This window comes from Arthrobacter globiformis, from assembly GCF_030817195.1.
Lineage (GTDB): Bacteria > Actinomycetota > Actinomycetes > Actinomycetales > Micrococcaceae > Arthrobacter > Arthrobacter globiformis_D.
Map to the genome: position 1 here is coordinate 4,974,284 of NZ_JAUSYZ010000001.1, position 22,147 is coordinate 4,996,430.

A 22,147-nucleotide genomic window follows, 5' to 3' on the forward strand; every position below is an offset into this window, starting at 1 on the left:
AACCGTTGGAATCGGCGGCTTTCTAATGTGAGCTTGACAACATCTCCAATAAAACACAACAATATCCAATATCTTCCAATCAACCAACAGGCAAGGATGGAACTGGTGCTTCTCGTAGGACTCGACATCGGCACGACGGCGATCAAAGCCGTGGTCTTTGACGAGCACGGCACTGCCCTCGCCGAGGGCCGTGCAGCCACTCCGTGGTCCGTCTCGCCCCTCGGGGTTCAGCTGGAGGCTGCCGAGCTCCTCGAGGCCGCGGCCTCGGCCCTGACCTGTGCGCTGGCCACGGCACCGGGCGGTGCTGTGGCTTCCATCGGCATCACCGGCATGGGTGAGTCGGGCGTGCTGACCGGCCCGGACGGCGAAGTTGTGGCGCCGGTGATCGCCTGGCATGACCGGCGGGACCTTGCCGAACTGGCGAGCCTGCGCGCGGCCATTTCCGAGGATGCGTTTTCCGCCCGCACGGGCCTGCCGATGCGGGAACAGTGGTCCCTGACCAAACACCGCTGGCTCCTGACCCACCTGCCGGAAACCCGGCGGGCGACCATGCGCTTCAACATCGCGGAGTGGGTGGCCTTTTCGCTGGGCGGAGCCCCCATCTCCGAGCTCTCCCTGGCCTCACGCACCGGATGGCTGGACCTTTCCCGGAACTGGTGGACTGAAACCCTGGAATGGTCGGGGGCCAGTCAGACCCTAATGCCGGAAGTGGCGGTGGCCGGGACCAACCTGGGCGCCGTGAGCGCCAAAGCAGGGATAAGCCCGCCTCACCGGGGCGGCCATCACGGTAGCGGGGCATGACCACCAGGCGGCGGTCGCCGGAGCGGGGGCCTACCTGCCCGGCGATGTCCTCGACTCCTGTGGAACTGCTGAGGCCCTTGTGCGGGTCATTGAACCAGCCCTTTCCGAATCGTCCCTGCTCGAGCTGACGTCCGCAGGGGTCACCGCAGGCTGGTCGGTCTTCGAGGACAAATGGACACTTCTCGGCGGCACGCAGGCCGGGCTGGTACTCCAGAATGCGTTGAAAATGCTCGGTCTCGACAGCGTTGACATCGCACACCTTGACGCCGATCCCTCCCGCGGCACGGGCCCGCTTCATGCCACGATCGGCGCCGGGCAGGAACTTTCGCTCCACGGTGCCACCGAGGCAACGAGCCAGGCAGGCATCTGGCGGGCAGCGCTGGACGCTGTGACCCGGCAGGCCATGGAGGTCCACTCCCTGATGACCCGGGCAGCAGGCGCCCCGTCCCGGATGGTGGTGACCGGCGGCTGGTCCCAAAGCTGCGGACTCCTGCAGAGCAAGGAAAGAGTGTTCGGCGCCCTCACGGTGTCACCGGCCAAGGAAGCCGGTGCGCGCGGCGCCGCCTTCTTCGGAGGCCTCGCTGCAGGCGTCTACGGATCTGTCACAGATTTTCCCTCGGGCGAGGCCCCGCGCCCGTTTACCAATACCGCGCTGCAGCCGAAAGGAGCACTGAAATGACTCCAGGATCCGACCAGGCACGCTCCGATTCCCGGGTCCCCTATCCGGAGCAGCGGCGCGGACTCATCCTTGAGCGCCTCCGCACTGAACGCCGCGCCGATGCGGCCGCGATCGCAGAGGAATTGGGTGTCACCGGTGAAACCGTGCGCAAGGACCTCATGGTCTTGGATCAGCTGGGACTCCTGCGCCGGGTACACGGCGGAGCCGTACCGGTGGGGCGCCTGACCTACGAGCCAGCCGTCTCGACGCGGACAGGCTTCATTGACGAAAAGACCCGCATCGCCAAGGCAGCCCTGCGGCACCTGCCCCCCGCCGGTTCGGTGCTGCTCGATGCCGGATCCACCACAGGCCGGCTGGCCGCGATGTTTCCGCATGACAAGGAGTTAACGGTGTACACAAACACGCTGAGCATCGCCATCGGCCTCCTGGACAAGCCATTGCTGACGGTTCACACGCTCGGCGGACGGATCCGGCCGCTGACGGAGGCCGAAGTGGACGACTGGGCATCCCGGTCATTGGAGGAGATCAACGTTGATGTTGCCTTCCTCGGAGCGAACGCGATTTCGGTGGACAGGGGGCTGACCACTCCAGACCCGGCGGAAGCCGCAGTGAAGAGGCTGATGCTGGGAAGCGCCCGGCGGCGCATCCTGTTGGCGGATAACAGCAAATTCGGGTGTGTGAGCAACTGCAAGCACGCAGACCTTGCCGACATTGAGCTGTTGATCACCGACTCCGGCATTGACGGCCGCGAGCTCAAAGCAGTCCAGGCGGCAGGGGTGGAGGTGGAACTGGCATGATCGTGACCGTTTCACCGAATCCGAGCATGGACCGCACGATGTGCATTGACCGGCTGCCGCACGGGGATATTGTCCGCAGCCCCCGGAGTTACAGCGAACCCAGCGGCAAGGGGGTTAACGTCGCCGTCGCGCTGCATGCCAACGCCATCGACGTCGTCACAGTCCTGCCCGCCGGCGGCTTCACAGGGGTGCAAATCACCGGAACGCTGTCGGACCTGGGCGTCCCGCACATCGCGGTGCCGATCGCGCAGGAGATTCGCAGCAATGTCAGCCTGGTGGAACCCGATGCGACTGTCACCAAGATCAACGAGGTGGGCCCCAGTTTGGACGATGCGGAGGCTGCATCCCTGATCAGGGCCGCCTTGGAGCATGTCGGTGCCGATGACTGGCTTGTCCTTTGTGGGACGCTGCCGGACGGAGCGGTAGAACGGCTGTACATCGATCTGGTGGAGGGGGCACACGGGCGGAACGCCCAGGTCGCCGTCGACACCTCAGGCGAGGCCCTGCGGAGTGTGCTTCCGTACGGGCCCGACCTGGTCAAGCCCAATGCCGATGAGCTTGCAGAGCTCACCGGACGGGCGCTGGCGACCCTGGGCGACGTCGTCGACGCCGCCGGGGAACTCCGGCGCCGGGGAGCCCGGGCCGTTCTGGCAAGCCTAGGATCCGACGGAGCAATCCTCCTCGACGATTCCGGCTGCTATTTCGGCCAGGCACGGGTGGACCGCGTCGTCAGCGCCGTAGGCGCCGGGGATGCACTGCTTGCCGGCTTCCTCGCTCGCGGCGCAAACGGACCCCGTGCCCTCCGGGAGGGCTTGGGGTGGGCGGCGGCGGCCGTCCAATTCGAGGGCACTCTATACCGCGGCCGAGCGCCACGGATAAAAGTGGACATCAGCGACGATCTCGACCGGAGTCGACCCCTCAACGAACCCTGCACCGCGGCGGGCCAACCGGCGGAGAGCCTGGTCTAAGCCCGCACCTCCACCCGCCAGCACCACAGCCTCGGGCCCTCAGGGCCCTTGGTTGGCTACACGCAACCCAAATTCAAAGGAGAACCATGGTTACCAAGCGAACAGCGCGGCTCGCACTTATCTCGTCTCTCTCGGCTGCCACCCTTCTCGGCCTCACGGCCTGCGGCGGCTCGGCCCCGGCCACCACCTCGTCAGAGGAGAAAGGACTGATCGGCATTTCCATGCGGTTCATCGCCGGAAACGCCTGGCTCAGCACCATGTCCGACGGCGCCGTCAAGTCCGGAACCGCCAAGGGCTGGACGATGGAAGCCGTCGACGCCCAGGGCAGCGCCCAGGCCCAGATCCAGCAGATGAGGACCTTCATCAACAAGGGCGCCAAAGCGATCATCATCGAGCCCGTTGGCGACCGCAACGTTGCCGGCGGCATAGAGGCTGCCAAGGCTGCTGGCATCCCGGTCATCGTCGTCAACGACCGCGTCTCGGAGGAGCTCGCCAAGAAGGTGGCCTGCAACGTCCACGACGACGGCGAAGCGACCGCCGAGCTGGTGGGAGCGAAAGCCGCGGCGGCCGCCGTCGCCAGGAAGGGCGAAAACTCCACCATCAACCTCTACATCCAGGCGCTCTTCCCCCAAGAACTGGTCACTGAAAGCCGTGAAAACGGCTTTCTGGCCGGCTGGAACAAATACATGGAGCAGCACCCGACGGTGAAGACCAAGCGGATCCCCAACAACTACGGCGAAGCCCTGCCGGACAAGACTCTGGCAGCGATGCGTAACGTGCTGGCCGGAAACCCGGACGTCGACGTCGTGTTCAACCAGACCGACGTCGTGATGCCGGCGGTGATCGAGGCATTGAAGGGTGCCGGGCGGATGGACCAGAACGGCAAAACCGACGTCATCCTTGCCGGGTTTGACGGCGGTATGGACGTTATCAAGTCAATGGCCAAGGATCCGTCTTACCCCGTGGTAGCGGACGGCCTGAACCAGCCGGCGCTGCAGGCCGCCTACGCCGTGGACGAAGCGATCTCGGCGGTGACAGGCACCCCTACCGGCAAGTGTGAGGGCAGCCCGGCCACGCGGATCCTGCCCGCTCTGGCCGTGACCCCTGAGAATGCCGGACGGTACATCAGCGACGACCTCGCCTTCGCCGGCGCCGAGTAGGCGGGACTATCATGACTGCACCCGCTGAGCTCGACCTGCGCCCCCTGATCGCGGTGTCGGGAGTGTCCAAGGCATACCCGGGAACCCAGGCCCTCGCAGGCATCGATCTGGAAGTCATGCCCGGAGAAATCCATGGCATTGCCGGACAGAACGGCGCCGGCAAATCAACCCTGGTGAGAATCCTCTCAGGCGTGGAAAGGCCTGATGCCGGCAGCGTCCTAATTGACGGCCAGTCTGTCACGCTGGATAACCCGCAGGCAGCTCAGCGGGCGCGGATCATGACCGTCCACCAGGAACTCAGCCTTGTCCCGCACCTCTCCGTGGCGGAGAACATCTACGTCGGAGAATTGCCGCGCACCGCCGTCGGCACCATCCACTGGTCCAGGGTCCGTACCCAGGCCCGTGAACAGCTGCTGCGCATCGGATTCGACATCGACGTCCGCGCCACCGTGGCGAGCCTGCCGATCGCCCACCGGCAGGCCGTGGAAATCGCCAAGGCCCTCACCCGGGACGCCCGGGTCCTGATCCTGGACGAACCCACGGCCACCCTGCCGCGACACGACGTGAAGCAATTGTTCGACCTGCTGAACCAGCTCAAGAAGCTGGGGTTGGCCATCATCTACATCTCGCACCACTTCGACGAGATGTACGCCATCTGCGACAGAATTTCCGTCTTCCGCGACGGCCGCCGTGTGGCGCTTCACGACGGCGACGAAAAGCAGCACGATGCCATCCTGCAGTCCATGCTCGGCGGGGTCAGTCCTGAGCGGTCAGAGAAGCTTCAGGTGGGGTCCGGAGACATGCCTCGGCTCGGCACCGGCCGGACCGCGGGCGAGGTGGCGCTGTCAGTCCGCGGCCTCCGCGACGGCCACGACCTGCACGGGGTGGACCTGGACCTTCACAAAGGCGAGGTGCTCGGCATAGCCGGACTTTCCGGCAATGGCCAAAGCCAGCTTGCCGCGGCCCTGTTCGGAGCTGAAAAGTCGCGGCACGACGAGTTTCTGGTCAACGGCCGGGAGCGGCGCCGGCAGGATCCTGCCCACTCAATCGCCCTGGGCATCGGCCTCCTCCCCGAGGAACGCAAGACGCAGGGGCTGATCCTGTCCATGTCCATCACACGGAACATCACAATGGCCTCCCTGCCGCGGTTCTCGCCCGGATACTTCCTGAGCAAGGGCAAAGAACAGAAGGCAGCGGTGCGCATGCGTGACGCCCTTGCCATCAAGACCGCACACGTCGGCGAAGCGGTGGGAAACCTCAGCGGCGGCAACCAGCAAAAGGTTGCCCTCGCAAAATGGCTGGTCAGCGGCGTCAGCACGCTCATCATCGTCGAACCCACCCGGGGTGTGGACGTCGGGGGCAAAACTCGAGATCTACGAACTCATCCGCACCTTCGCTGACCAGGGTGGCAGCATCATCCTGATCACCTCTGAAATCGATGAGGCCCTGATGTGCGACCGCGTGCTCATCCTCAGCCGGGGCCGGACCACCGGTGCCGTGAGCCGCAGCGAAATCGAGCAGCGCGGGGAGGGCGCGATCCTCGACCGCTTCAACTGACCGTCCCGAAAACCAAAACAATGGAGTTCAAACCCGTGGCTACCAACACCACCCCCGCGCCGCCGGCACAACGGCTATTCCACAGTCTGCCGTCCGCCCTTACTTCGCTCCGCACGTTCGTCGCTTCGCTCGGCTCCAAGGGATACCTGCTGGCCGTCGGCGCCATCGTCCTTCTCGTCGGCAGCGCCCTCTCCCAGCACTTCATGACCTCAAGGAACCTCATATCGGTCCTGATCACCGCTTCTGTGGTGTCCGTCCTTGCCGTCGGCCAGTACCTCGTGATCGTCACCGGCGGCATCGACCTCTCGGTAGGCGCCGTCGCCGCAGTGTCGTCGGTGATAGCCGGGCTGGCCCTTCAGCAGGGCACGCCCTGGCCCGTCGCCCTCCTTCTGGCGTTGCTCACCGCCGGCCTGATCGGGATCTTCAATGGCCTGATGATCGTCTACGGCGGCATTACCCCGTTCATCGTGACGCTTGCGATGATGAGCATCGCCCGCGGTGTGGCCTACATGCTCCAGACGGGGCGGCAGGTCGCGATCGAGGACCAGGGCTTCCTCGCGGCCTTCACCGCTAACATCGGCCCGATGCCCGCACCGGTCATGATCGCCCTGCTGGTGACCATCGTCTTCGCCGTCGTCATGTCCCAGACCCGCTTCGGCCGCCGGCTCTTCGCACTCGGAGGCAACGCGGAAGCGGCCAGGCTGTCCGGCCTTCCCATCAAGCGGGACATCATCGGCGCCTACTTCCTCTCCTCCCTTCTGGCCGGCCTGGGCGGGGTGATGATCGCCGCGCAGCTCACCGAGGGCAGCGCAATCATCGGCGAGGGCTACGAGCTCAACGCAATTGCCGCCGTCGTGGTGGGCGGGGCGTCCCTCTTCGGCGGCACCGGCGACCCTGTCAGCGCGGTCCTTGGCGGCCTGATCATCGCGGTGATCCTGAACATCATGGACCTGCTGGGCATTCAGGCCCAGCCCCAACTGGTGGTCAAAGGGGCCGTGATCCTGCTGGCCGTCCTGTTCACCAGCGGCGTGGGCAACAAGCTGCCCGGGGCCCTTCGAAAACTCATCTTCCAGCAGCGCTACACGGGCAAGCCCGCCACTGAAACGACGCCGGCCGGCGCTGCACCGGTCAAGGACAAGGAGGAAGCGGATGCCCGCCACTAATGAGACCACGCTGACCCAGTGGCGGTTCTTCACGGAGGCGGAAGCCGAAACCGTGGACGCCATCTGTGCACGCATCTTCCCCAGCAGTGACGGAAAACCCGGCGCCCGGGAAACCAAGGTCATCACCTACATCGACAGGACGACGGCGAACGAGGAGGAGGCCCTGCGCCGCTGCTACCGGGACGGAGTGGAGGCCCTGAACGCCCTCACTTCCGAACTCTACGGCCAGCGGTTCGCGGAGCTGACCGACGAACGCCAAGACGAGGTGCTGGAACGTGTCGAAGCCAGCACAGCCACTGAATCCACTGGAGCCCCGGAGGGCCCCGAAGACGAAGGCCTCCTGGCCACCTTCTTCGCCCTCGTCTGGGAACACACGATCCAGGGCATGTTCTGCGACCCCCAGTACGGCGGCAATCACGAGGCCCTGGGCTGGCAGTTGGTCGGCTTCCCGGGGGCCCAATGGGGCTACGACGCCGAACAGATGCGCCCCGGGTTCGATTCCAAAACCATCCCCATCAAGACCCTTGAAGATCTACGCAGAGAGTTGAGGCGAGCAGATGCCTGAGACTGCAGAGGCCGTCGTCGTCGGGCTGGGAGCGTCCGGCGGCATCATCGCCGAACAGCTGACCAGGGCCGGGATCCGGGTACTGGCCCTCGACAAAGGCCCGGTGCACACCAGTGAGGAATTCACGTTCAAGCAGGACGAAGTCAAGTACTACTCCCGCGGCTCCCTCGTCCCCCAGCTGGCAACCGACCCCGTCACCTGGCGGCCGGACGAAACGTCCACCGCACGGCTGCTCCCCTGGGCAGCCGGGGTACGCGGGAACAGCGAACCCCTGCACTTGCCGCCCTCCATCGGCCCCGGCGGCGGAACCCTGCACTGGGGCGGTGCCTCCTGGCGCCACCGGGACGCCGACTTCCACATGAAATCCCTCATCGAAGAACGATTCGGACCAGACGCCCTGGAGGAGGATTCCACCATGGTGGACTGGCCGATCGGCTACGACGACCTGGAACCCTACTACGACCGCGTCGAATGGGAACTGGGCGTCTCCGGCCGGGCCGGCAACGTCAAGGGCGCACCGGACCCCGAGGGCAACCCCTACGAATCCCCGCGGGAGCGGGGCTTCCCCATGCCCCCGCTGCGCACCGCCCCGGCCGACGACCGGTTCAAGGCGGCCTGCCAGAGCCTCGGGTACCGCCCCTTCCAGCAGCCGGCGGCAGTGGCGTCCACGGACTACAAGTCGCTCAAGGGCTGCGAATACTGCGGTTTCTGCCACGGCTTCCTGTGCCACGTCAACGCCAAGCAGTCCAGCCGCATCACCTCCGTAGAGGCGGCCCTGCAGACGGGCAACCTGGAAATCCGTTCCAACTCACGGGTCTTTAGGCTGGACCGCGATCCTTCCGGGCGCCGGATCACCGGGGTTTCCTACTTCGATCCCGACGGCAACGTCCACCAGGTCCAGTCCAACCTCGTGGTGGTTGCGTGCTACGCGCTCGAGAACAGCCGCCTGCTGCTCGCCTCCGGCATCAACGCCAACGGCCAGGTAGGCCAGAACTTCATGACGCACAGCTTCGGCTGGTGCAGTCTGGTCCTGCCGGAGTTCAGCAACCCCTTCATGGCACCCCTCGTCGCCGCCAGTGTCGTGGACGACCTGAACTGCGACGGCGTGCCGGACAACGACGAAGGGGTGCTGTGGGGATCCGTCCTGACCAGCATCCCCGGCGACCTCCAGCCCATCGAGGCCGCGCACAACCTCCCGCCCGGCATGCGCCGCTGGGGTCAGGGCTTCAAGGACTGGTTCTCCGAGAACTACCGCCGCCTGATGGGCATCCACAACCAGGTGCCCAGCTTCCCGTCCAAGAAGTACTATTGCGACCTGGATCCGGTGGTGAAGGACAAGTTCGGCCAGCCGGCGCTGCGCATCACGCACGACTGGTCCGAGCACGATCTGGCTGCCCTGAAGTACTTCGAGAAGGTCAAGCGGGCCATCGCCGAGGAAATGGGCGCCACCCAGTTCTGGTCCGAACCGACGCCCCCGGCGTACCACCTGTCCACGCACGAGGTGGGAACGCACCGGATGGGCGAGAACCCGGCCGATTCCGTGGTCGACATCTACGGCGAATCCCACGAATGCAAGGGCCTGTACGTCGTAGGCGGCGGCCAGTTCCCCACGCTGTCCGGCTACAACCCGACCCAGACCCTGCAGGCGCTGGCATATCTCAGCGCCGACCACATCCTCGACAAAGTCTGATCCGACCCGTACCGGCACCCTAAACCCCCGAAAGAACCCCCCGCCGGCCTGAAACCAGGCGGCGACTTCACAAGGAAAGAGAAATAACAAATGGTTGACCCGTATGCCATCGTGGCATTGTCCAACACCGTCCACACCATCAAGAAGCGCGAAGACGCCATCGAGAACACCAAGCGGATTTGTGACTTCATGGACCCGGCCGTCATGGTGGCGGCCACGGACGGCGCGCCCGTCAAGCTTGTTGTCCTGCCGGAAATGGCGATCCAGGGGATGCTGCCGGACTTCAAGGCCGGCAACCGCGAAGCCCACGAGGCCTTCGCCATGACCATTCCCGGCCCGGAGACCGAGATTCTCGGCCAGAAGGCCCGTCAGCTCAACACCTACATCGCCGCTGAGCTCTACCTAGTCCGCGACGACGACTTCCCCGGCCACCTCTTCAACGTCGCCTTCATCATCGACCCCAACGGTGACGTCGTCTACAAGCGTTACAAGTCCACCTCCGATGCGTACGAAGGCGGCGCCCTGGGCACCACCAACCCGCACGACATCTGGGACGAATTCATCCAGAAGCGCGGCAACGGCAACCTCCTGGATGCGTTCTTCCCGGTCGCCAAGACCGAGATCGGCAACATCGGCTACATCATCTGCCACGAGGGCGCCTACCCGGAGACCTCCCGCGGCCTGGCCATGAACGGTGCCGAGCTCATCATCCGCGGCACCTTGATCGAACCGCAGGTGGGCATGGGCATGTGGGAACTGCAGAACCGCGCCCACGCCATGTTCAACCAGGTCATGGTGGTTGCACCGAACCTGGGCCCGCAGCGCAACGACGACGGCAGCCTGTTCGACCTCTTCGGCGGACAGTCCATGATCGTTGACCACAAGGGACGGGTGCTGGTGAAGAACGAGGGTGTCAGCGCTGGTGACTCCTTCGTGAGCACCGTCGTCGACCTGGAGGCGCTGCGCCGCTCCCGGGCCGCCAACGGTGTCACCAACTGGTTCAAGGACCTGCGCACAGAAATGTACGCCGGCATCTACGAACAGCCTATCTACGAAAAGAACCAGTACCTCAACGAGCTGCCGGCCGAAGGCTGGCTTGCCCGCGAGGCAAAGCGCCGTGGCATGAACATCGAAAAGCTCGTGGAACGCGGACTCCTCACCGCCCCGTCGAGCAACTAACCCAACTCCCTGCAGAGGGAAACCACTGCGGGCGTCCGGCCCAGGCCGGACGCCCGCACCCCCTTCACTTCAGACCCAAACCGCGAAAGGCAGACGCATGTACGCCGCCGTCCTCCGTGCCCCGGGCCCCGTCGAGAACCAGCCGCTGGACTACATCGACGTCCCCGAACCCGTCCCCGGACCCGGTGAAGTCGCCATCACCGTACTCGCCTGCGGGGTCTGCCGGTCCAACCTGCACATGGTCGAGGGTGACTGGCTGCCCGCCACCCCCGCCGCGCTGCCCATCATCCCGGGCCATGAGGTAGTCGGCCGGGTCAAGGCCGTAGGTCCCGGCGTGGAAAATCTCACGGTGGGCGACCGGATCGGCGTCCAGCCCATCTGGTCCACGTGCGGCGTGTGCGGCCACTGCGTCAGCGGCCATGAGCAGCGTTGCCGGCGGCGCCAAATCACCGGAGAGACACGCGATGGCGGCTACGCGGAAGTCATGCTCGCGAACGCCGCCTTCGCCTGCAAGATCCCCGACTCCCTGGCCGACACGGAGGCGGCACCGCTTTTCTGCCCGGGGATCACAGCCTACGGCGCAGTAAAAAAGGCCCTGCCACGGCCGGGGCAGAACGTGGCCGTGTTCGGCATCGGCGGCGTCGGCCACCTGGCGCTGCAGATGGCCGGGCTCACCGGCGCCCACGTCAACGCGGTCTCCCGCAGCCTCAAGGCCCGCACCCTTGCCGAGCAGCTCGGGGCCCGTGGAGCGTACGTTCCGGCCGGCATAGATGGAGGTCTGGCCCTTCGGGATGGGTCCCAGGACGCGGCCATCGTCTTCGCCCCGTCGGACCATGCCGTGGCGGAGGCGCTGCGAGTCATCAAGCCCGGCGGCCGCGTGGTGCTCGGGGTGGCACAGTCTGTCGGCGTTATGGACATCGGCGACGAAAAAACGGTCGTCGGAACCGTGCTCGGTACCCGCCAGGACATGGCGGACGTCCTGAACATCGCAGTGGACGGCAAACTCCACGCCGTCCACGAAGACTTCCCACTTAGCGAGGCCAACCATGTGCTGCAGCGGCTCAAGACGGGCCAGTTGCACGGCCGCGCCGTACTGGTGCCGGGCGCATGAGTGCCGTTGCCGGTCGGGAACCGCAACGGTTCATCATCGTAGGCCGTGGCTGGCGCGCCGACTTCTACCTGCGCATCGCCCGAAGCCTTCCGCACCTCTTCACCTGCGTCGGTGCGGTCACCCGCACATCAGAGGGCGGGGAGGGGATGGAGCAGCAGTGGGGCATACCCACATTCCGGACCGTCCAAGAAGCAGCCCGCAGCCTGGACCCGGATCTCGCCGTCACGTGCGTCCCCCGGCACGCCAACCCGGAAGTCGTCCGCGCACTGGTTAGCCTAAACATTCCAGTCCTTTCGGAAACGCCGCCCGCCGCTGACCTTCCCTCCCTGCTGGCACTGTGGAACGACGTGGGGCCCACGGGTCTGGTCCATGTGGCTGAGCAGCACCCTTATCTTCCCTTCTTCCGCGCTGTCCGCTGTCTCCTCGACGCCGGCAAGTTCGGGGAAGTTAGCTCCGCCACGGTGTCCTGGACCCACGACTACCATGCCATGGCCATCCTGCGGTCGGTGCTCGCCATCGGACACGACCGCGTACACATCCTGGCGATGTCCCGGCAGTCCCCGCTAATGAACGGGCCGGACCGGCAGGGCAAACCCGATCAAAAGAAACTAGACGATGCCCGGACCACACTCGCGCTCCTAGGTGCAGGCTCCAAAACGGGATTCTACGACTTCACTGAGACCCAGTGGTTCAACCCCCTGCGCGGCCGGCATTTCCAGCTCCGCGGCAGCCACGCCGAACTCACTGGCAACCGGCTCACCTGGTTAAACGACGACGGCGACCCCGTCAGCGCGCCGATCGAAAGACGCCAACTCGGCATCGACGGCAACCTCGAAGGCGCTGACCTGGACACCCTCAGCGCCGCCGGCGAGGTCCTGTACGAGAATCCCTTCCGTGGCGCACGCCTTTCCGACGAGGAGATCGCCATGGCCACCTGCCTCAACAACACGCTGCCGGAAAATCGTCCCCAGGGCTACTCCCTCGCAGACGCCTGCCAAGACCACTATCTCTCCCTCCTCATTCATGAAGCAGCCGGGTCAGGAGGGAGCATCAACTCCACGCCACAACCATGGCAGGCCGATCCCAGCCTCCACACTTTGTCGGGCCACCAGCCCACACCAGCACGTGCCGTCAACGGCCCGGAACCAACCAATTAACACCGATTCGAAGGAACGACAATATGCAGAAGCGAACCCTGGGACGTACCGGGCTATCCGTATCGCCAGTGTGTGTGGGAACAAGTGCCCTGGGCAGCCACCCCACACAATACGGCTATGAAGTCAGCCACGAGACGGCGGTAGCCACCATCCGGAGGGTGCTGGAGGGGCCTTTCAACTTCATCGACACCTCCAACGAATACGGGCACGGCGGCGACAGTGAACGCCGGATCGGCGAAGCCATCAAAGAAGCGGGCGGCCTGCCGGCCGGTGTCGTCGTCGCCACCAAAGTCGACCCGATAGTCGGCACCACGGACTTCTCCGGCGACCGCGTGCGCAGGTCCGTCGAGGAGAGCCTAGAACGGCTGGGACTGGACAAACTGCAACTTGTGTATTTTCACGACCCCGAAAAGATCACCTTCGAAGAAGGAACGGCGCCCGGAGGTCCCCTTGAGGCCCTCATTGACCTGAAAAACCAGGGCATTATCGAGCACCTGGGTGTCGCAGGCGGCCCCATCGACCTCGAACTGAAGTACCTGGCGACCGATGCCTTCGACGTCGTCATCAGCCATAACCGCTACACCCTCGTGGACCAGACCGCAGAGCCGCTGATCCAGGACGCGGCGGCCCGCCGCGTGGCGTTCGTGAACGCCGCCCCGTTCGGCGGCGGCATGCTGGTCAAGGGCCCGGCCGCCGTCCCGAACTACTGCTACCGCCCCGCAAGCCCGGTGATTGTGGAACGGGTCCGAAAAATGGAACAGCTGTGCAAGGCGCACGATGTGCCCTTGGCCGCCGCGGCGCTGCAGTTCTCCACCCGGGATCCACGCGTCGCGTCCACGATTGTAGGCATGTCCGAACCCCGCCGCGTCGCCCAGACAGCCGAACTCGCCGAGTGGGACATTCCCGCCGAGCTGTGGGACGAACTTATCCCGCTGGCCCGCGCTGGATCGGGCGAATTGGGATAACCGCCGACCTTTCCACCATGGTGAATGCCTCCGCCGAAATCCCCCACCGGAATTTGACGGAGGCATTCCGGTGTCCACGACAAACCGCGCGCGCCGCGATGAGACCCACATGAGGACCGGATGAGTCTGAAAGTCATAGATCCCCGCACCATTCACATCACCGCAACTCGCGCCGACAGAATTCAGCAACACCTGGATGAGGCAGTAAACAAACTGATCGGCGCCGCTGCACACCCACGGGCCGGGATCCTTCTGACCCGCCACAGCGCCACCAAGTACACAGCAGCGCTGGATACCAGCGTGCCATATGGGCAGACCATCGAACGCGTCCACTGACCGCAGACCACGATACTGGGCTCCACGGACAGACCTCTGCCTGTGCAGGGACACCTCCGCGTTCCGGCGCCCAGACATGACGGCCAAGCTCACCGCACCACCCCGTAATCCAGGTTCTCGTCAGCAGGGATTTCATGACACCGTTAGGAGGAGTCAACAGGCCAACTGAGCCGCTTTACAGGAGGTAGCCATGACCCCAGCCGCAGAACCGGCCAACGGGCGTCCGGACACGCGCGTTCCCTACGCGGACCAAAGAAGAGAATTCATCCTTGCCGCACTCCGAGCGAACGGCCGGGCCGATGCCGCCAACATGGCTCTGGAACTCGGGGTCACGAACGAAACCGTCCGCAAGGACCTGGTAGCGCTCGAGCAACTCGGCTTGCTCCGCCGAGTCCACGGCGGCGCCATCCCCGTGGGACGCCTCACCTATGAACCTCCGCTGGCAGCGAGAACAGCCCTCTCCGGGGAAAAGGAACTCATCGCCCGGGCGGCCCTCCAGCACCTGCCCACCAACGGATCAGTCCTCATCGATGGGGGGTCCACGACCGCGAAGCTGGCCGAAATCCTGCCACGGGACCGTGCCCTGAGGGTCTACACCAACACCCTGTCGATCGCCATCACCCTCATGGATGCCCCATTGCTGACCGTTTACACCCTTGGCGGCCGCGTTCGGCCAGTCACCTACGCCGAAGTGGATGACTGGGCCGCCCGGGCACTTGCTGAAATCAACGTGGACGTAGCGTTCCTCGGAACCACAGCTGTCTCCCTTGACCGGGGCCTCACAACCCATGACGCGGCCGAAGCGGCCATCAAACGGCTCATGCACGCCAGCGCCCGTCGTCGCATACTACTTGCCGACCACAGTAAGTTCGGCAAGGTCAGCAACTGCAAACACGCAGATCTGACCGATATCGACCTCCTTATTACTGACACCGGCATCAACCCCCAGATGCTGACGTCGCTGCGTTCAACAGGCCTCCAGGTGGAATCCGTCTGACTCTTCACCAACGGTGAACATGCCCTCAGACACAAATACGCCGCAGTCAGTCGTCGCCCCGTTCTGAATGACGAACGCAGAGATGCCCCCACCCGGCGTCCAATCCTGAAAAGCCCAGGACGGAAAACGCCCACGCACAACATTGGCTCTCGTAGCCGGACTCGCCGCCCCATGATTCGCCTGCCAGTGCCCGCTGAAATCGTATGTCAGGGTTACCGCCGGCACGCCATCCCTGAATTCAACACAGCAGTGCCGTACGTCCCCCCGATCCCCGACGACCATCTCTATCCCCATGATGAAAGTGCCCATGCACGGGAGCTCTCCGCTGTACTCAAACTCAAGAAAGCAGTCACGCTCGGACCGCAAGAGAGCTGCCCTGACTAGCCGGGGCGAGTGAAGGCAAACTTGGTCATAGGCGTGAGTACACATGCTGACTCCTCATACACAGGACCAAATAGTGGTCGTTCTGTGCTCGACAATTAATCCTTGCTGCTGAAGGCGGCGTCGAAGCTGGTCTGCGACGCGGGGAAGTCGAACTTCTTGAGCGCGGCGAGGGCTTCGGGGGCGCCGTGGAGCCGGTCCATGCCGGCGTCTTCCCATTCGATGCTGATGGGGCCGGTGTAGCCGATGGCGGTGAGCGCCCGGAACGAGGATTCCCAGGGGACATCGCCGCGGCCGGCGGAGACGAAGTCCCAGCCGCGGCGGGGGTCGCCCCAGGGCAGGTGCGAGCCCATCACGGTGTTCCGGCCCGTAAACCGGAGCTTGGTGTCCTTGCAGTCCACGTGGTAGATCCGGTCTTTGAAGTCCCAGATGAAGGAGACGGGGTCGATGCCCTGCCACATGAAGTGGGAGGGGTCCCAGTTCAGGCCGAACGCTTCGCGGTGGCCGATCGCTTCGAGGGTGCGGACGGTGGTCCAGTAGTCGTAGGCGATTTCGGAGGGGTGGACTTCGTGGGCGAAGCGGATGCCGCATTCGTCGAAGACGTCCAGGATGGGGTTCCAGCGGTCGGCGAAGTCCTGGTAGCCGGCGTCGATGACTTTTTCCGGGACGGGCGGGAACATGGCGACGTATTGCCAGATGGAGGATCCGGTGAATCCGACGACGGTGTCCACGCCGAGGGCTTTGGCGAGCCGGGCGGTGTGTTTCATTTCTTCGGCGGCGCGTTGGCGGACGCCTTCGGGGTCGCCGTCGCCCCAGACCTTAGATCCGACGATGGCTTCGTGGCGGAAGTCGATGGGGTCATCGCACACGGCCTGGCCTTTGAGGTGGTTGGAGATGGCCCAGACCTTGAGGTTGTACTTCTCCAGCACGGCGAGCTTGGACTCGACGTAGCCGGGTTCGTCCCAGCGCCAGGCGTCCAGGTGGTCCCCGGAGACGGCGATTTCCAGGCCGTCGTAGCCCCAGCCGGAGGCGAGCCGGGCGACTTCCTCGAAGGGCAGGTCGGCCCACTGGCCGGTGAACAGGGTGAACGGCCGGGTCTGTTGATCGGTCATGATTGTTTCCGTTCTTGGTGGGATCGCCTACGCCGCGGCGTAAGCGATGACGTTCTCTTTGGTTGCCTGCGCTTTGTCCAGTTCCGCCACAACCCGGCCGGCCCGCATGACCATCACCCGGTCGGAGAGCTCGAGCAGCTCGGGAAGCTCGCTTGAGATCACGAGCACCGCCACCCCTTTGCGGGCGAGCTGTTCAATCAGGCGATGGATCTCGGCCTTCGCACCAATGTCGATGCCCTTTGTTGGCTCGTCCAGGATGAGGACCTTGGGATTGCTTGCCAGGCAACGTGCGATGATGACCTTTTGCTGGTTGCCGCCGGACAGGGACTGAATCGGCGTTTCCGCAGACGGGGTCCTGACATCGAGTTCCTTGATGTAGTCGCCGACCATCTTCTTTTCGTAGCCCCGCTGCAGCACGCCCCATTTACTGACCTGTTTCAGGAGGGTCAGCGTGGTGTTTTCGCGAATAGACAGCATTGGAATAATGGCCTGCAGCTTTCGCTCCTCCGGGACGAGGGCAATGCCGGCAGCGATGCCGGCAGAGGCACCATGGAGACTCAGCTTCCGGCCGTTTACCTCTACGGTCCCGGCGTCGGCTTTGTCTGCCCCGTAAATGCATCGGGCGACCTCGGTCCGGCCTGCACCGACGAGTCCCGCGAGTCCAACGATCTCCCCTGCGTGCAGTTGGAGGTTCACGTCCTCAAACGCGCCGGCCAGGCTTAGACCCCGCGCGTCAAGAACAAGTTCACCGCGTTCGCGGGGAATGTGCTCGTAGAGGTCAACGTCCTTGCCCACCATCAGCTGCACAACGGAACGGGCGTCGAGCTCCTCTGCCGGGACGGATGAGGCCACCGTTTTGCCTTCGCGGATGACGGTGATCCGGTCGGCCAATGTGAAGACTTCCTCCAGTTTGTGCGAAACGTACATGATCGCCAGGCCCTTGCCCCGCAGCTCGTCGACCAGCTTGTACAGTTTGTCAACGTCCTGCTCGGTCAGGGCTGTGGTGGGCTCATCCATGATGATGACTCTCGCGTCCTGTGCTATGGCGCGCGCGATTTCCACCATCTGACCGTCCACCGTTGAGAGCGCCATCGCAGGGGTGTCGAGGTTGAGGTGGGGTGCGACCTGGTCGAGGGCCTTGCGTGCGCGCTTGCGGATCTCGCGGCGGGAGAGGATGCCGTTGTGTCCGCCCCAGTTTCCCAGAAGAACATTTTCGGCGACGGACAGGTCCGGGACCAGGTTGTGCTCCTGGTAGATGGTGGCGATGCCGGCGGCCTTGGAGGCCACCGTGCTGGAGGGCATGAGCTCGCCGTCCACGTACACGCCGCCTTCGTCGGGAGTGTAGAACCCGCTCAGTGTCTTGATCAGCGTTGATTTTCCGGCTCCGTTTTCACCGCAGACGCAGTGCACCTCTCCGGCATGAAGCTCAAAGTTCATACCGGAGAGGGCGACGACGCCCGGAAACAGTTTTACGAGATTGCGTGCTTCAACGATGGCTGGAGCACGTCCGGGCGTCACGGTCACGGCAGTTCCCTCCTCAGGAAGGTGAGTCCGTCCCTGGCAAGTGCGTCCATGGACGGTGCCACCGGCCGCCAGAGCGAAACGGCCTTGGCGATTTCCTCGACCGTGGGAAGGAACGATTCGACCACAATGGAACCCTGGTAATCGATCGTTTTCAGTGCGTCAAAGGTCTCGGTCCACGGGACGTGTCCGCTGCCGGGCGTTCCGCGGTCGTTTTCCGACACTTGGAAGTGGAAAACCTTGTCACCGGCAGATGTGATGGCCTCGCCGATGTTCTTCTCTTCGATGTTCATGTGGAACGTGTCGAGCATCAGGCCCACGTTGTCCCGGCCGATCAGTTCGCACAATTCCAGACCTTGCTGGACGGTGTTGGCCAGGTCGGTTTCGAAGCGGTTGAGCGGTTCTATGGCCAGGGTGACGCCGCGTTCGGAGGCGTAGTCGGCCACTTCGCGCAGACTGTCGGCCGCCCACTGGCGCTGCTGCTGGCGTTCCCCGGGGGGAAGCAGCCGGGCTTTGCCGGTGGCGGAGTACATCGGGCCGGCCACATGGGGTGATCCGACGGCTTGGGCGATGTCAACGCACAGTTTCAGGTAGTCAATGCCCTGCCGCCGCTTCTGCGGGTCCTCGTGCGAGACGTCACGGTCCGGTCCGAACGCACCGCAGATGGACACGGGCAGTCCGGTCCGCTCCGAGGCTTTCTTCAGTGCTTCCGCGCTGACCACGGCAGGGTCTTCAATGCAGACCTCGATCAGGTCGTAGCCCATCTCTTTGGCGACATCGAACTGATCGACGTCCTGATCGGTGAACGGGGAGACCAGGATGAAGGTGCTGACTCCGAATTGGTATTTACTCATTGGGCCACAGCTCCTGTTCCAGCTTCTTCATTTCGTTGATGGCTTTTTCGGTGTAGGGGTCCAGGAACTCCAGGTGGCCGCCGCGTGCCATCATGGCAAAGGGGTTTGATGCGGCGGGCAGGAGCTCGAAGGTCAGGTAGCCGTTGAAGTTGATGTCCTTCAGCGTCTGCAGTGTCGGACGAAAGTCGATGTGTCCTACGCCGGGGGCTGCACGGTTTGAATCGGCCAGGTGGACATGGTTGACCTTGCTGCCGGCACGGGCGAAGGCGCCGTGAATGGTGTCTTCTTCGATGTTCATGTGGAAGAGGTCACCATGCACGCCGGCGTTTTTCAGGCCGGTAGCGTCCAAGAGTTCAACGGCGCGGTCGAGCCGGTTCAGGAAATGTGTCTCGTAGCGGTTCCACGGTTCCAGGGTGATGTTGATGCCGACGCTGGCCGCATATTCGCCGAGCGTGCGGACGTTCTCGACAGCCCATTCCCATTCCTGTTCGTCGCTGGCCAGGGCTTCGGTCTTACCCACCGGGGAAGGTCCGACGATGATGGTCGGAGCTCCGACGGCGGCGGCGAAGTCGGCTACCGACTTGCCGTAGTCCAGGGCCTTCTGCCGATTGGCGGCGCTGGGGTTGATCAGGTCGCGTTCCTCCCCAAACCAGATGCTGCAGATGGAGCTGACGTCAATACCAGCATCGTTGGTCAGCTTGTTGATCTCTTCGACGTTGTGCGTTGCGGGTTCTCCCACCAGTTCAATGGCGTCATAGCCGTAGCGGGCGACGCGGTCGATGCCTTTGGCGATATCTTCCTGGTAGTAGACGATGGCGTTGTAGGAATACTTGAAGCGGGACATGTTTCTCCTTGAGCTGGAATTGTTGGATCTGCCGGGCCAAACGGCGGGGCTCGGCCCGGCATTTAGAGCTTTGGGGCTCTAGTCCTTGAAGATGTTGCCCCAGAGCTTGGGGTCATCGACGTTCTCTTTTGTGATGAGCTTGGTGTCGGTCAGCTGCATCTTCGGGACCTGCTTGCCGTCCAGCAGATCAACTTCGGCCTGAAGGGCCAGTGCTCCCATCTCGAATGGGTTCTGGTCCATCGTGGCGTCCTGGATGCCCTTGCGGATGCGGTCCAGCGCGAGCGGTGTGCCGTCGACTCCGACGAGCGGGATGTGGTTTGCGGCTCCGACCGGAGCGTCCTTGTTGATCTGTGAGAGGCCGGAGACAATGCCACGCACCATTTCATCGTTGTGGCTGAAGAGACCGTTGATGCTCGAGTCGGCGGTGAAGTTATCGACGGTCAGGGACAGTGCGTTATCTGCAGTCCACTGCGCGTCACGGCTGATGACCTTGATGTCCGGGGACTGCTTGATGCCCTCGGTGAAGCCCTTGCCACGGAGAATCGCGTGGTAGGCGCCCTTGGCTCCTTGGTACTCAAGCACGGTCCCCTTGTTTCCCATCAGTTTGGCCAAGGCTTCAGCCCCGAGTTTGCCGGCCTTTTCGTTGTCGAAAGCGACGGCAGCGTCGGCGATGTCGCCCGGGATCACCGAGTCAACGGTGGTGACGGTCTTTCCGGCATCGTGGATCATCTGGACTCCGGGAACGAGCTCAGCGGAGTTATTCGGGCTAAGGACGATGCCGTCCACGCCCTGGGCGAGCTGGTCCTGGATCTGGCTGATTTGGGTGCTGGAATCGCCTTTGGCATCAAGGACTGTGACCTCCACGCCGAGTTCCTTCGCCTTATCCTTGACGCCCTGCCCGAGGGCAACCATGAATTCAAAACTCTGGCTGTAGAGCAGGACGGCGATTTTCTTTGTCTTAGTTCCGTCGTTTGCTTCCTGTGCGGCGCTGGGTGCACCGCAACCGCTCATGGCGATGGCAGCGGCGGAGATTGCCGCAAGGACCGCCAGTTTCGGTGAGGTCTTCATTGACTTACTCTTTCTGTTGATGATTCCACTGGTGCTCAGATATGCCGGCTGGGCCTGGCAAACGGGTGATGTGTCAGGCCGAGGTTCAGGTGGTGTGCGCTGCGCCGGGCCCGGTGACCGGGGTGCCGGCCGCCTTCGGGTCTATCGCCGGGGGCGGCCCGATCTTGCGTTTCCGTGACAGGTTCTTTTGGACGTACTTGTAGCGGTACACGTCCAGGGCGGCGGCGGCGAAGATGACGACGCCTTGGACGATGCGGTCGTAGGATGAGGGGATGCCGAGCAGGTTTACGGCGTTGGAGACCATGGCGATCAACAGCACGCCGAGCAGGGTGCCCTTGATGTTTCCCTGGCCGCCGAAGAGGCTGGTTCCGCCGATGACCACGGCGGCGATGACGGTCAGTTCAATGCCGTCGCCGGCACGGGGGCTTCCGGAGGCCAGGCGGCCGGTGAGCAGGAGCCCTGCCATTCCCGCCGAGAGACCGGCGATGATGTAGGCGTTCATCGTGACACGGTCGACGCGAATGCCTGCCAGCAGGGCTGCTTCCTTGTTGCCGCCGACGGCGTAGATGGAGCGTCCGTAGGTGGTACGGGTCAGGGCCAGGTGGGCCAGGAAGGCCAGCACCAGAACGGCCGGTATGAGCAGGGGGATTCCTGCGATTTTCGCGCTGACCATGTCGGTGAGCACTTTCGGAACAGGTGTGATGTTGCCGCCGTCGGAGTAGGCGAAGGCGATTCCCGACCCGGCCGAGAGTGTAGCCAGGGTCGCGATCAGCGGGGATATGCCCAGCTTCGTGACCATCAGCCCGTTGACGGCTCCGACTCCGGCGCCAACCACGAGGCCGGTCAGGAGTCCGATTGCGCGGGGGCATATTGATGTTGACGATCACGCCCATGGACAGCACGGACGACAGGGCAGCCGTCGATCCTACCGAGACGTCGATGCCGCCGGTGAGGATCACGAAGGTCATGCCGATGGCGAACACACCGAGGATCGTGCACTGGTAGAGCAGGTTTACCAGGTTGACTGTGGTCAGGAATACCGGGCTGAGGAATGTCAGCAGTACACCGAAGAGCAGGACGACGACGAGCAGGCCCTGTGCACCGATGAAGTCGCCGACGCCTGAAAGCCGTGAACGGGACTCGTCTTGGGATTTTCCGGGGCCAGCCTTCCCGGAAACCGGACCGGCGGAGCCGGTGGCTGTTTGTGGCTGCATGATTGTATCTCCAGTCAATTCGACACTT

General features: G+C 64.0%; 23 protein-coding genes. 17 read left to right on the plus strand and 6 right to left on the minus strand.

The genetic code is table 11. From position 1 onward, the window contains the following. The first annotated feature begins 105 nt into the window (after nt 1-105). The 16 genes from QF036_RS22865 to QF036_RS22940 all read left to right on the plus strand — a co-directional run bounded on the left by QF036_RS22865 (nt 106) and on the right by QF036_RS22940 (nt 15,125). Nucleotides 106-801: an FGGY family carbohydrate kinase gene (locus tag QF036_RS22865; protein ID WP_307105446.1), complete on the plus strand. Its 696-nt coding sequence runs from the start codon at nt 106-108 to the stop codon at nt 799-801. Between the two features lie 79 nt (nt 802-880). After that, nucleotides 881-1,480: a hypothetical protein gene (locus QF036_RS22870; protein ID WP_307105447.1), complete on the plus strand. Its 600-nt coding sequence runs from the start codon at nt 881-883 to the stop codon at nt 1,478-1,480. After that, the gene (locus tag QF036_RS22875; protein WP_307105448.1) at nt 1,477-2,277 is read left to right on the plus strand and encodes a DeoR/GlpR family DNA-binding transcription regulator; all 801 of its coding nucleotides are present in this window, start codon (nt 1,477-1,479) and stop codon (nt 2,275-2,277) included. Before QF036_RS22870 ends, QF036_RS22875 begins: the two co-directional genes overlap by 4 nt. Beyond that, complete coding sequence (locus QF036_RS22880; protein ID WP_307105449.1) at nt 2,274-3,245, plus strand: 1-phosphofructokinase family hexose kinase; 972 nt, start codon at nt 2,274-2,276, stop codon at nt 3,243-3,245. The genes QF036_RS22875 and QF036_RS22880 overlap by 4 nt, the downstream gene beginning before the upstream one ends. An 86-nt stretch (nt 3,246-3,331) precedes the next feature. Beyond that, on the plus strand, nt 3,332-4,405 hold the full coding sequence (locus QF036_RS22885) for a sugar ABC transporter substrate-binding protein (protein ID WP_307105450.1): 1,074 nt from the start codon (nt 3,332-3,334) through the stop codon (nt 4,403-4,405). 11 nt (nt 4,406-4,416) lie between these two features. Next, nucleotides 4,417-5,805 carry a sugar ABC transporter ATP-binding protein gene (locus QF036_RS22890; protein WP_307105451.1) on the plus strand — a complete coding sequence of 463 codons (1,389 nt, stop codon included), beginning with the start codon at nt 4,417-4,419 and terminating at the stop codon, nt 5,803-5,805. Then, complete coding sequence (locus QF036_RS22895) at nt 5,750-5,962, plus strand: hypothetical protein (protein ID WP_307105452.1); 213 nt, start codon at nt 5,750-5,752, stop codon at nt 5,960-5,962. Before QF036_RS22890 ends, QF036_RS22895 begins: the two co-directional genes overlap by 56 nt. A gap of 35 nt (nt 5,963-5,997) precedes the next feature. Beyond that, nucleotides 5,998-7,125 carry an ABC transporter permease gene (locus QF036_RS22900; protein WP_307105453.1) on the plus strand — a complete coding sequence of 376 codons (1,128 nt, stop codon included), beginning with the start codon at nt 5,998-6,000 and terminating at the stop codon, nt 7,123-7,125. Then, nucleotides 7,112-7,690 carry a gluconate 2-dehydrogenase subunit 3 family protein gene (locus QF036_RS22905; protein WP_307105454.1) on the plus strand — a complete coding sequence of 193 codons (579 nt, stop codon included), beginning with the start codon at nt 7,112-7,114 and terminating at the stop codon, nt 7,688-7,690. Before QF036_RS22900 ends, QF036_RS22905 begins: the two co-directional genes overlap by 14 nt. Further along, a complete protein-coding gene (locus QF036_RS22910; RefSeq protein ID WP_307105455.1) occupies nt 7,683-9,380 on the plus strand; it encodes a GMC family oxidoreductase in 1,698 nt (565 codons plus the stop codon). Before QF036_RS22905 ends, QF036_RS22910 begins: the two co-directional genes overlap by 8 nt. 90 nt (nt 9,381-9,470) lie before the next feature. Then, nucleotides 9,471-10,559, plus strand: a complete 1,089-nt coding sequence (locus tag QF036_RS22915) for a nitrilase-related carbon-nitrogen hydrolase (RefSeq protein ID WP_307105456.1) — start codon at nt 9,471-9,473, stop codon at nt 10,557-10,559. 97 nt (nt 10,560-10,656) lie between these two features. Next, a complete protein-coding gene (locus QF036_RS22920) occupies nt 10,657-11,670 on the plus strand; it encodes an alcohol dehydrogenase catalytic domain-containing protein (protein ID WP_307105457.1) in 1,014 nt (337 codons plus the stop codon). Beyond that, entirely contained in the window at nt 11,667-12,827 is a 1,161-nt protein-coding gene (locus QF036_RS22925) for a Gfo/Idh/MocA family protein (RefSeq protein WP_307105458.1), read from the plus strand. The genes QF036_RS22920 and QF036_RS22925 overlap by 4 nt, the downstream gene beginning before the upstream one ends. Before the next feature lie 23 nt (nt 12,828-12,850). After that, complete coding sequence (locus QF036_RS22930) at nt 12,851-13,792, plus strand: aldo/keto reductase (RefSeq protein WP_307105459.1); 942 nt, start codon at nt 12,851-12,853, stop codon at nt 13,790-13,792. Nucleotides 13,793-13,912: 120 nt separating this feature from the next. Then, the gene (locus QF036_RS22935) at nt 13,913-14,128 is read left to right on the plus strand and encodes a hypothetical protein (RefSeq protein WP_307105460.1); all 216 of its coding nucleotides are present in this window, start codon (nt 13,913-13,915) and stop codon (nt 14,126-14,128) included. Between the two features lie 190 nt (nt 14,129-14,318). Continuing rightward, complete coding sequence (locus QF036_RS22940) at nt 14,319-15,125, plus strand: DeoR/GlpR family DNA-binding transcription regulator (protein WP_307105461.1); 807 nt, start codon at nt 14,319-14,321, stop codon at nt 15,123-15,125. 479 nt (nt 15,126-15,604) lie between these two features. Here the strand turns inward: QF036_RS22940 and QF036_RS22945 are convergent, their stop codons facing one another. From QF036_RS22945 to QF036_RS22970, 6 genes are all read right to left on the minus strand, one after another. Then, nucleotides 15,605-16,618 (minus strand): sugar phosphate isomerase/epimerase family protein, encoded by a 1,014-nt coding sequence (locus QF036_RS22945; protein ID WP_307105462.1) that lies wholly within the window; start codon nt 16,616-16,618, stop codon nt 15,605-15,607. Between the two features lie 27 nt (nt 16,619-16,645). Further along, nucleotides 16,646-18,142, minus strand: a complete 1,497-nt coding sequence (locus QF036_RS22950) for a sugar ABC transporter ATP-binding protein (RefSeq protein ID WP_307105463.1) — start codon at nt 18,140-18,142, stop codon at nt 16,646-16,648. Beyond that, the gene (locus tag QF036_RS22955) at nt 18,139-18,993 is read right to left on the minus strand and encodes a sugar phosphate isomerase/epimerase family protein (protein ID WP_307105464.1); all 855 of its coding nucleotides are present in this window, start codon (nt 18,991-18,993) and stop codon (nt 18,139-18,141) included. The genes QF036_RS22950 and QF036_RS22955 overlap by 4 nt, the downstream gene beginning before the upstream one ends. After that, complete coding sequence (locus tag QF036_RS22960) at nt 18,986-19,837, minus strand: sugar phosphate isomerase/epimerase family protein (RefSeq protein WP_307105465.1); 852 nt, start codon at nt 19,835-19,837, stop codon at nt 18,986-18,988. The genes QF036_RS22955 and QF036_RS22960 overlap by 8 nt, the downstream gene beginning before the upstream one ends. 78 nt (nt 19,838-19,915) lie before the next feature. Beyond that, the gene (locus QF036_RS22965; protein WP_307105466.1) at nt 19,916-20,905 is read right to left on the minus strand and encodes a sugar ABC transporter substrate-binding protein; all 990 of its coding nucleotides are present in this window, start codon (nt 20,903-20,905) and stop codon (nt 19,916-19,918) included. 85 nt (nt 20,906-20,990) lie between these two features. Then, entirely contained in the window at nt 20,991-21,704 is a 714-nt protein-coding gene (locus QF036_RS22970; protein ID WP_307105467.1) for an ABC transporter permease, read from the minus strand. Between QF036_RS22970 and QF036_RS22975 the strand changes: the two genes are divergently transcribed. Beyond that, nucleotides 21,697-22,029, plus strand: a complete 333-nt coding sequence (locus QF036_RS22975) for a hypothetical protein (RefSeq protein WP_307105468.1) — start codon at nt 21,697-21,699, stop codon at nt 22,027-22,029. The two genes, QF036_RS22970 and QF036_RS22975, sit on opposite strands and share 8 nt — an antisense overlap. Nucleotides 22,030-22,147: the final 118 nt, after the last annotated feature.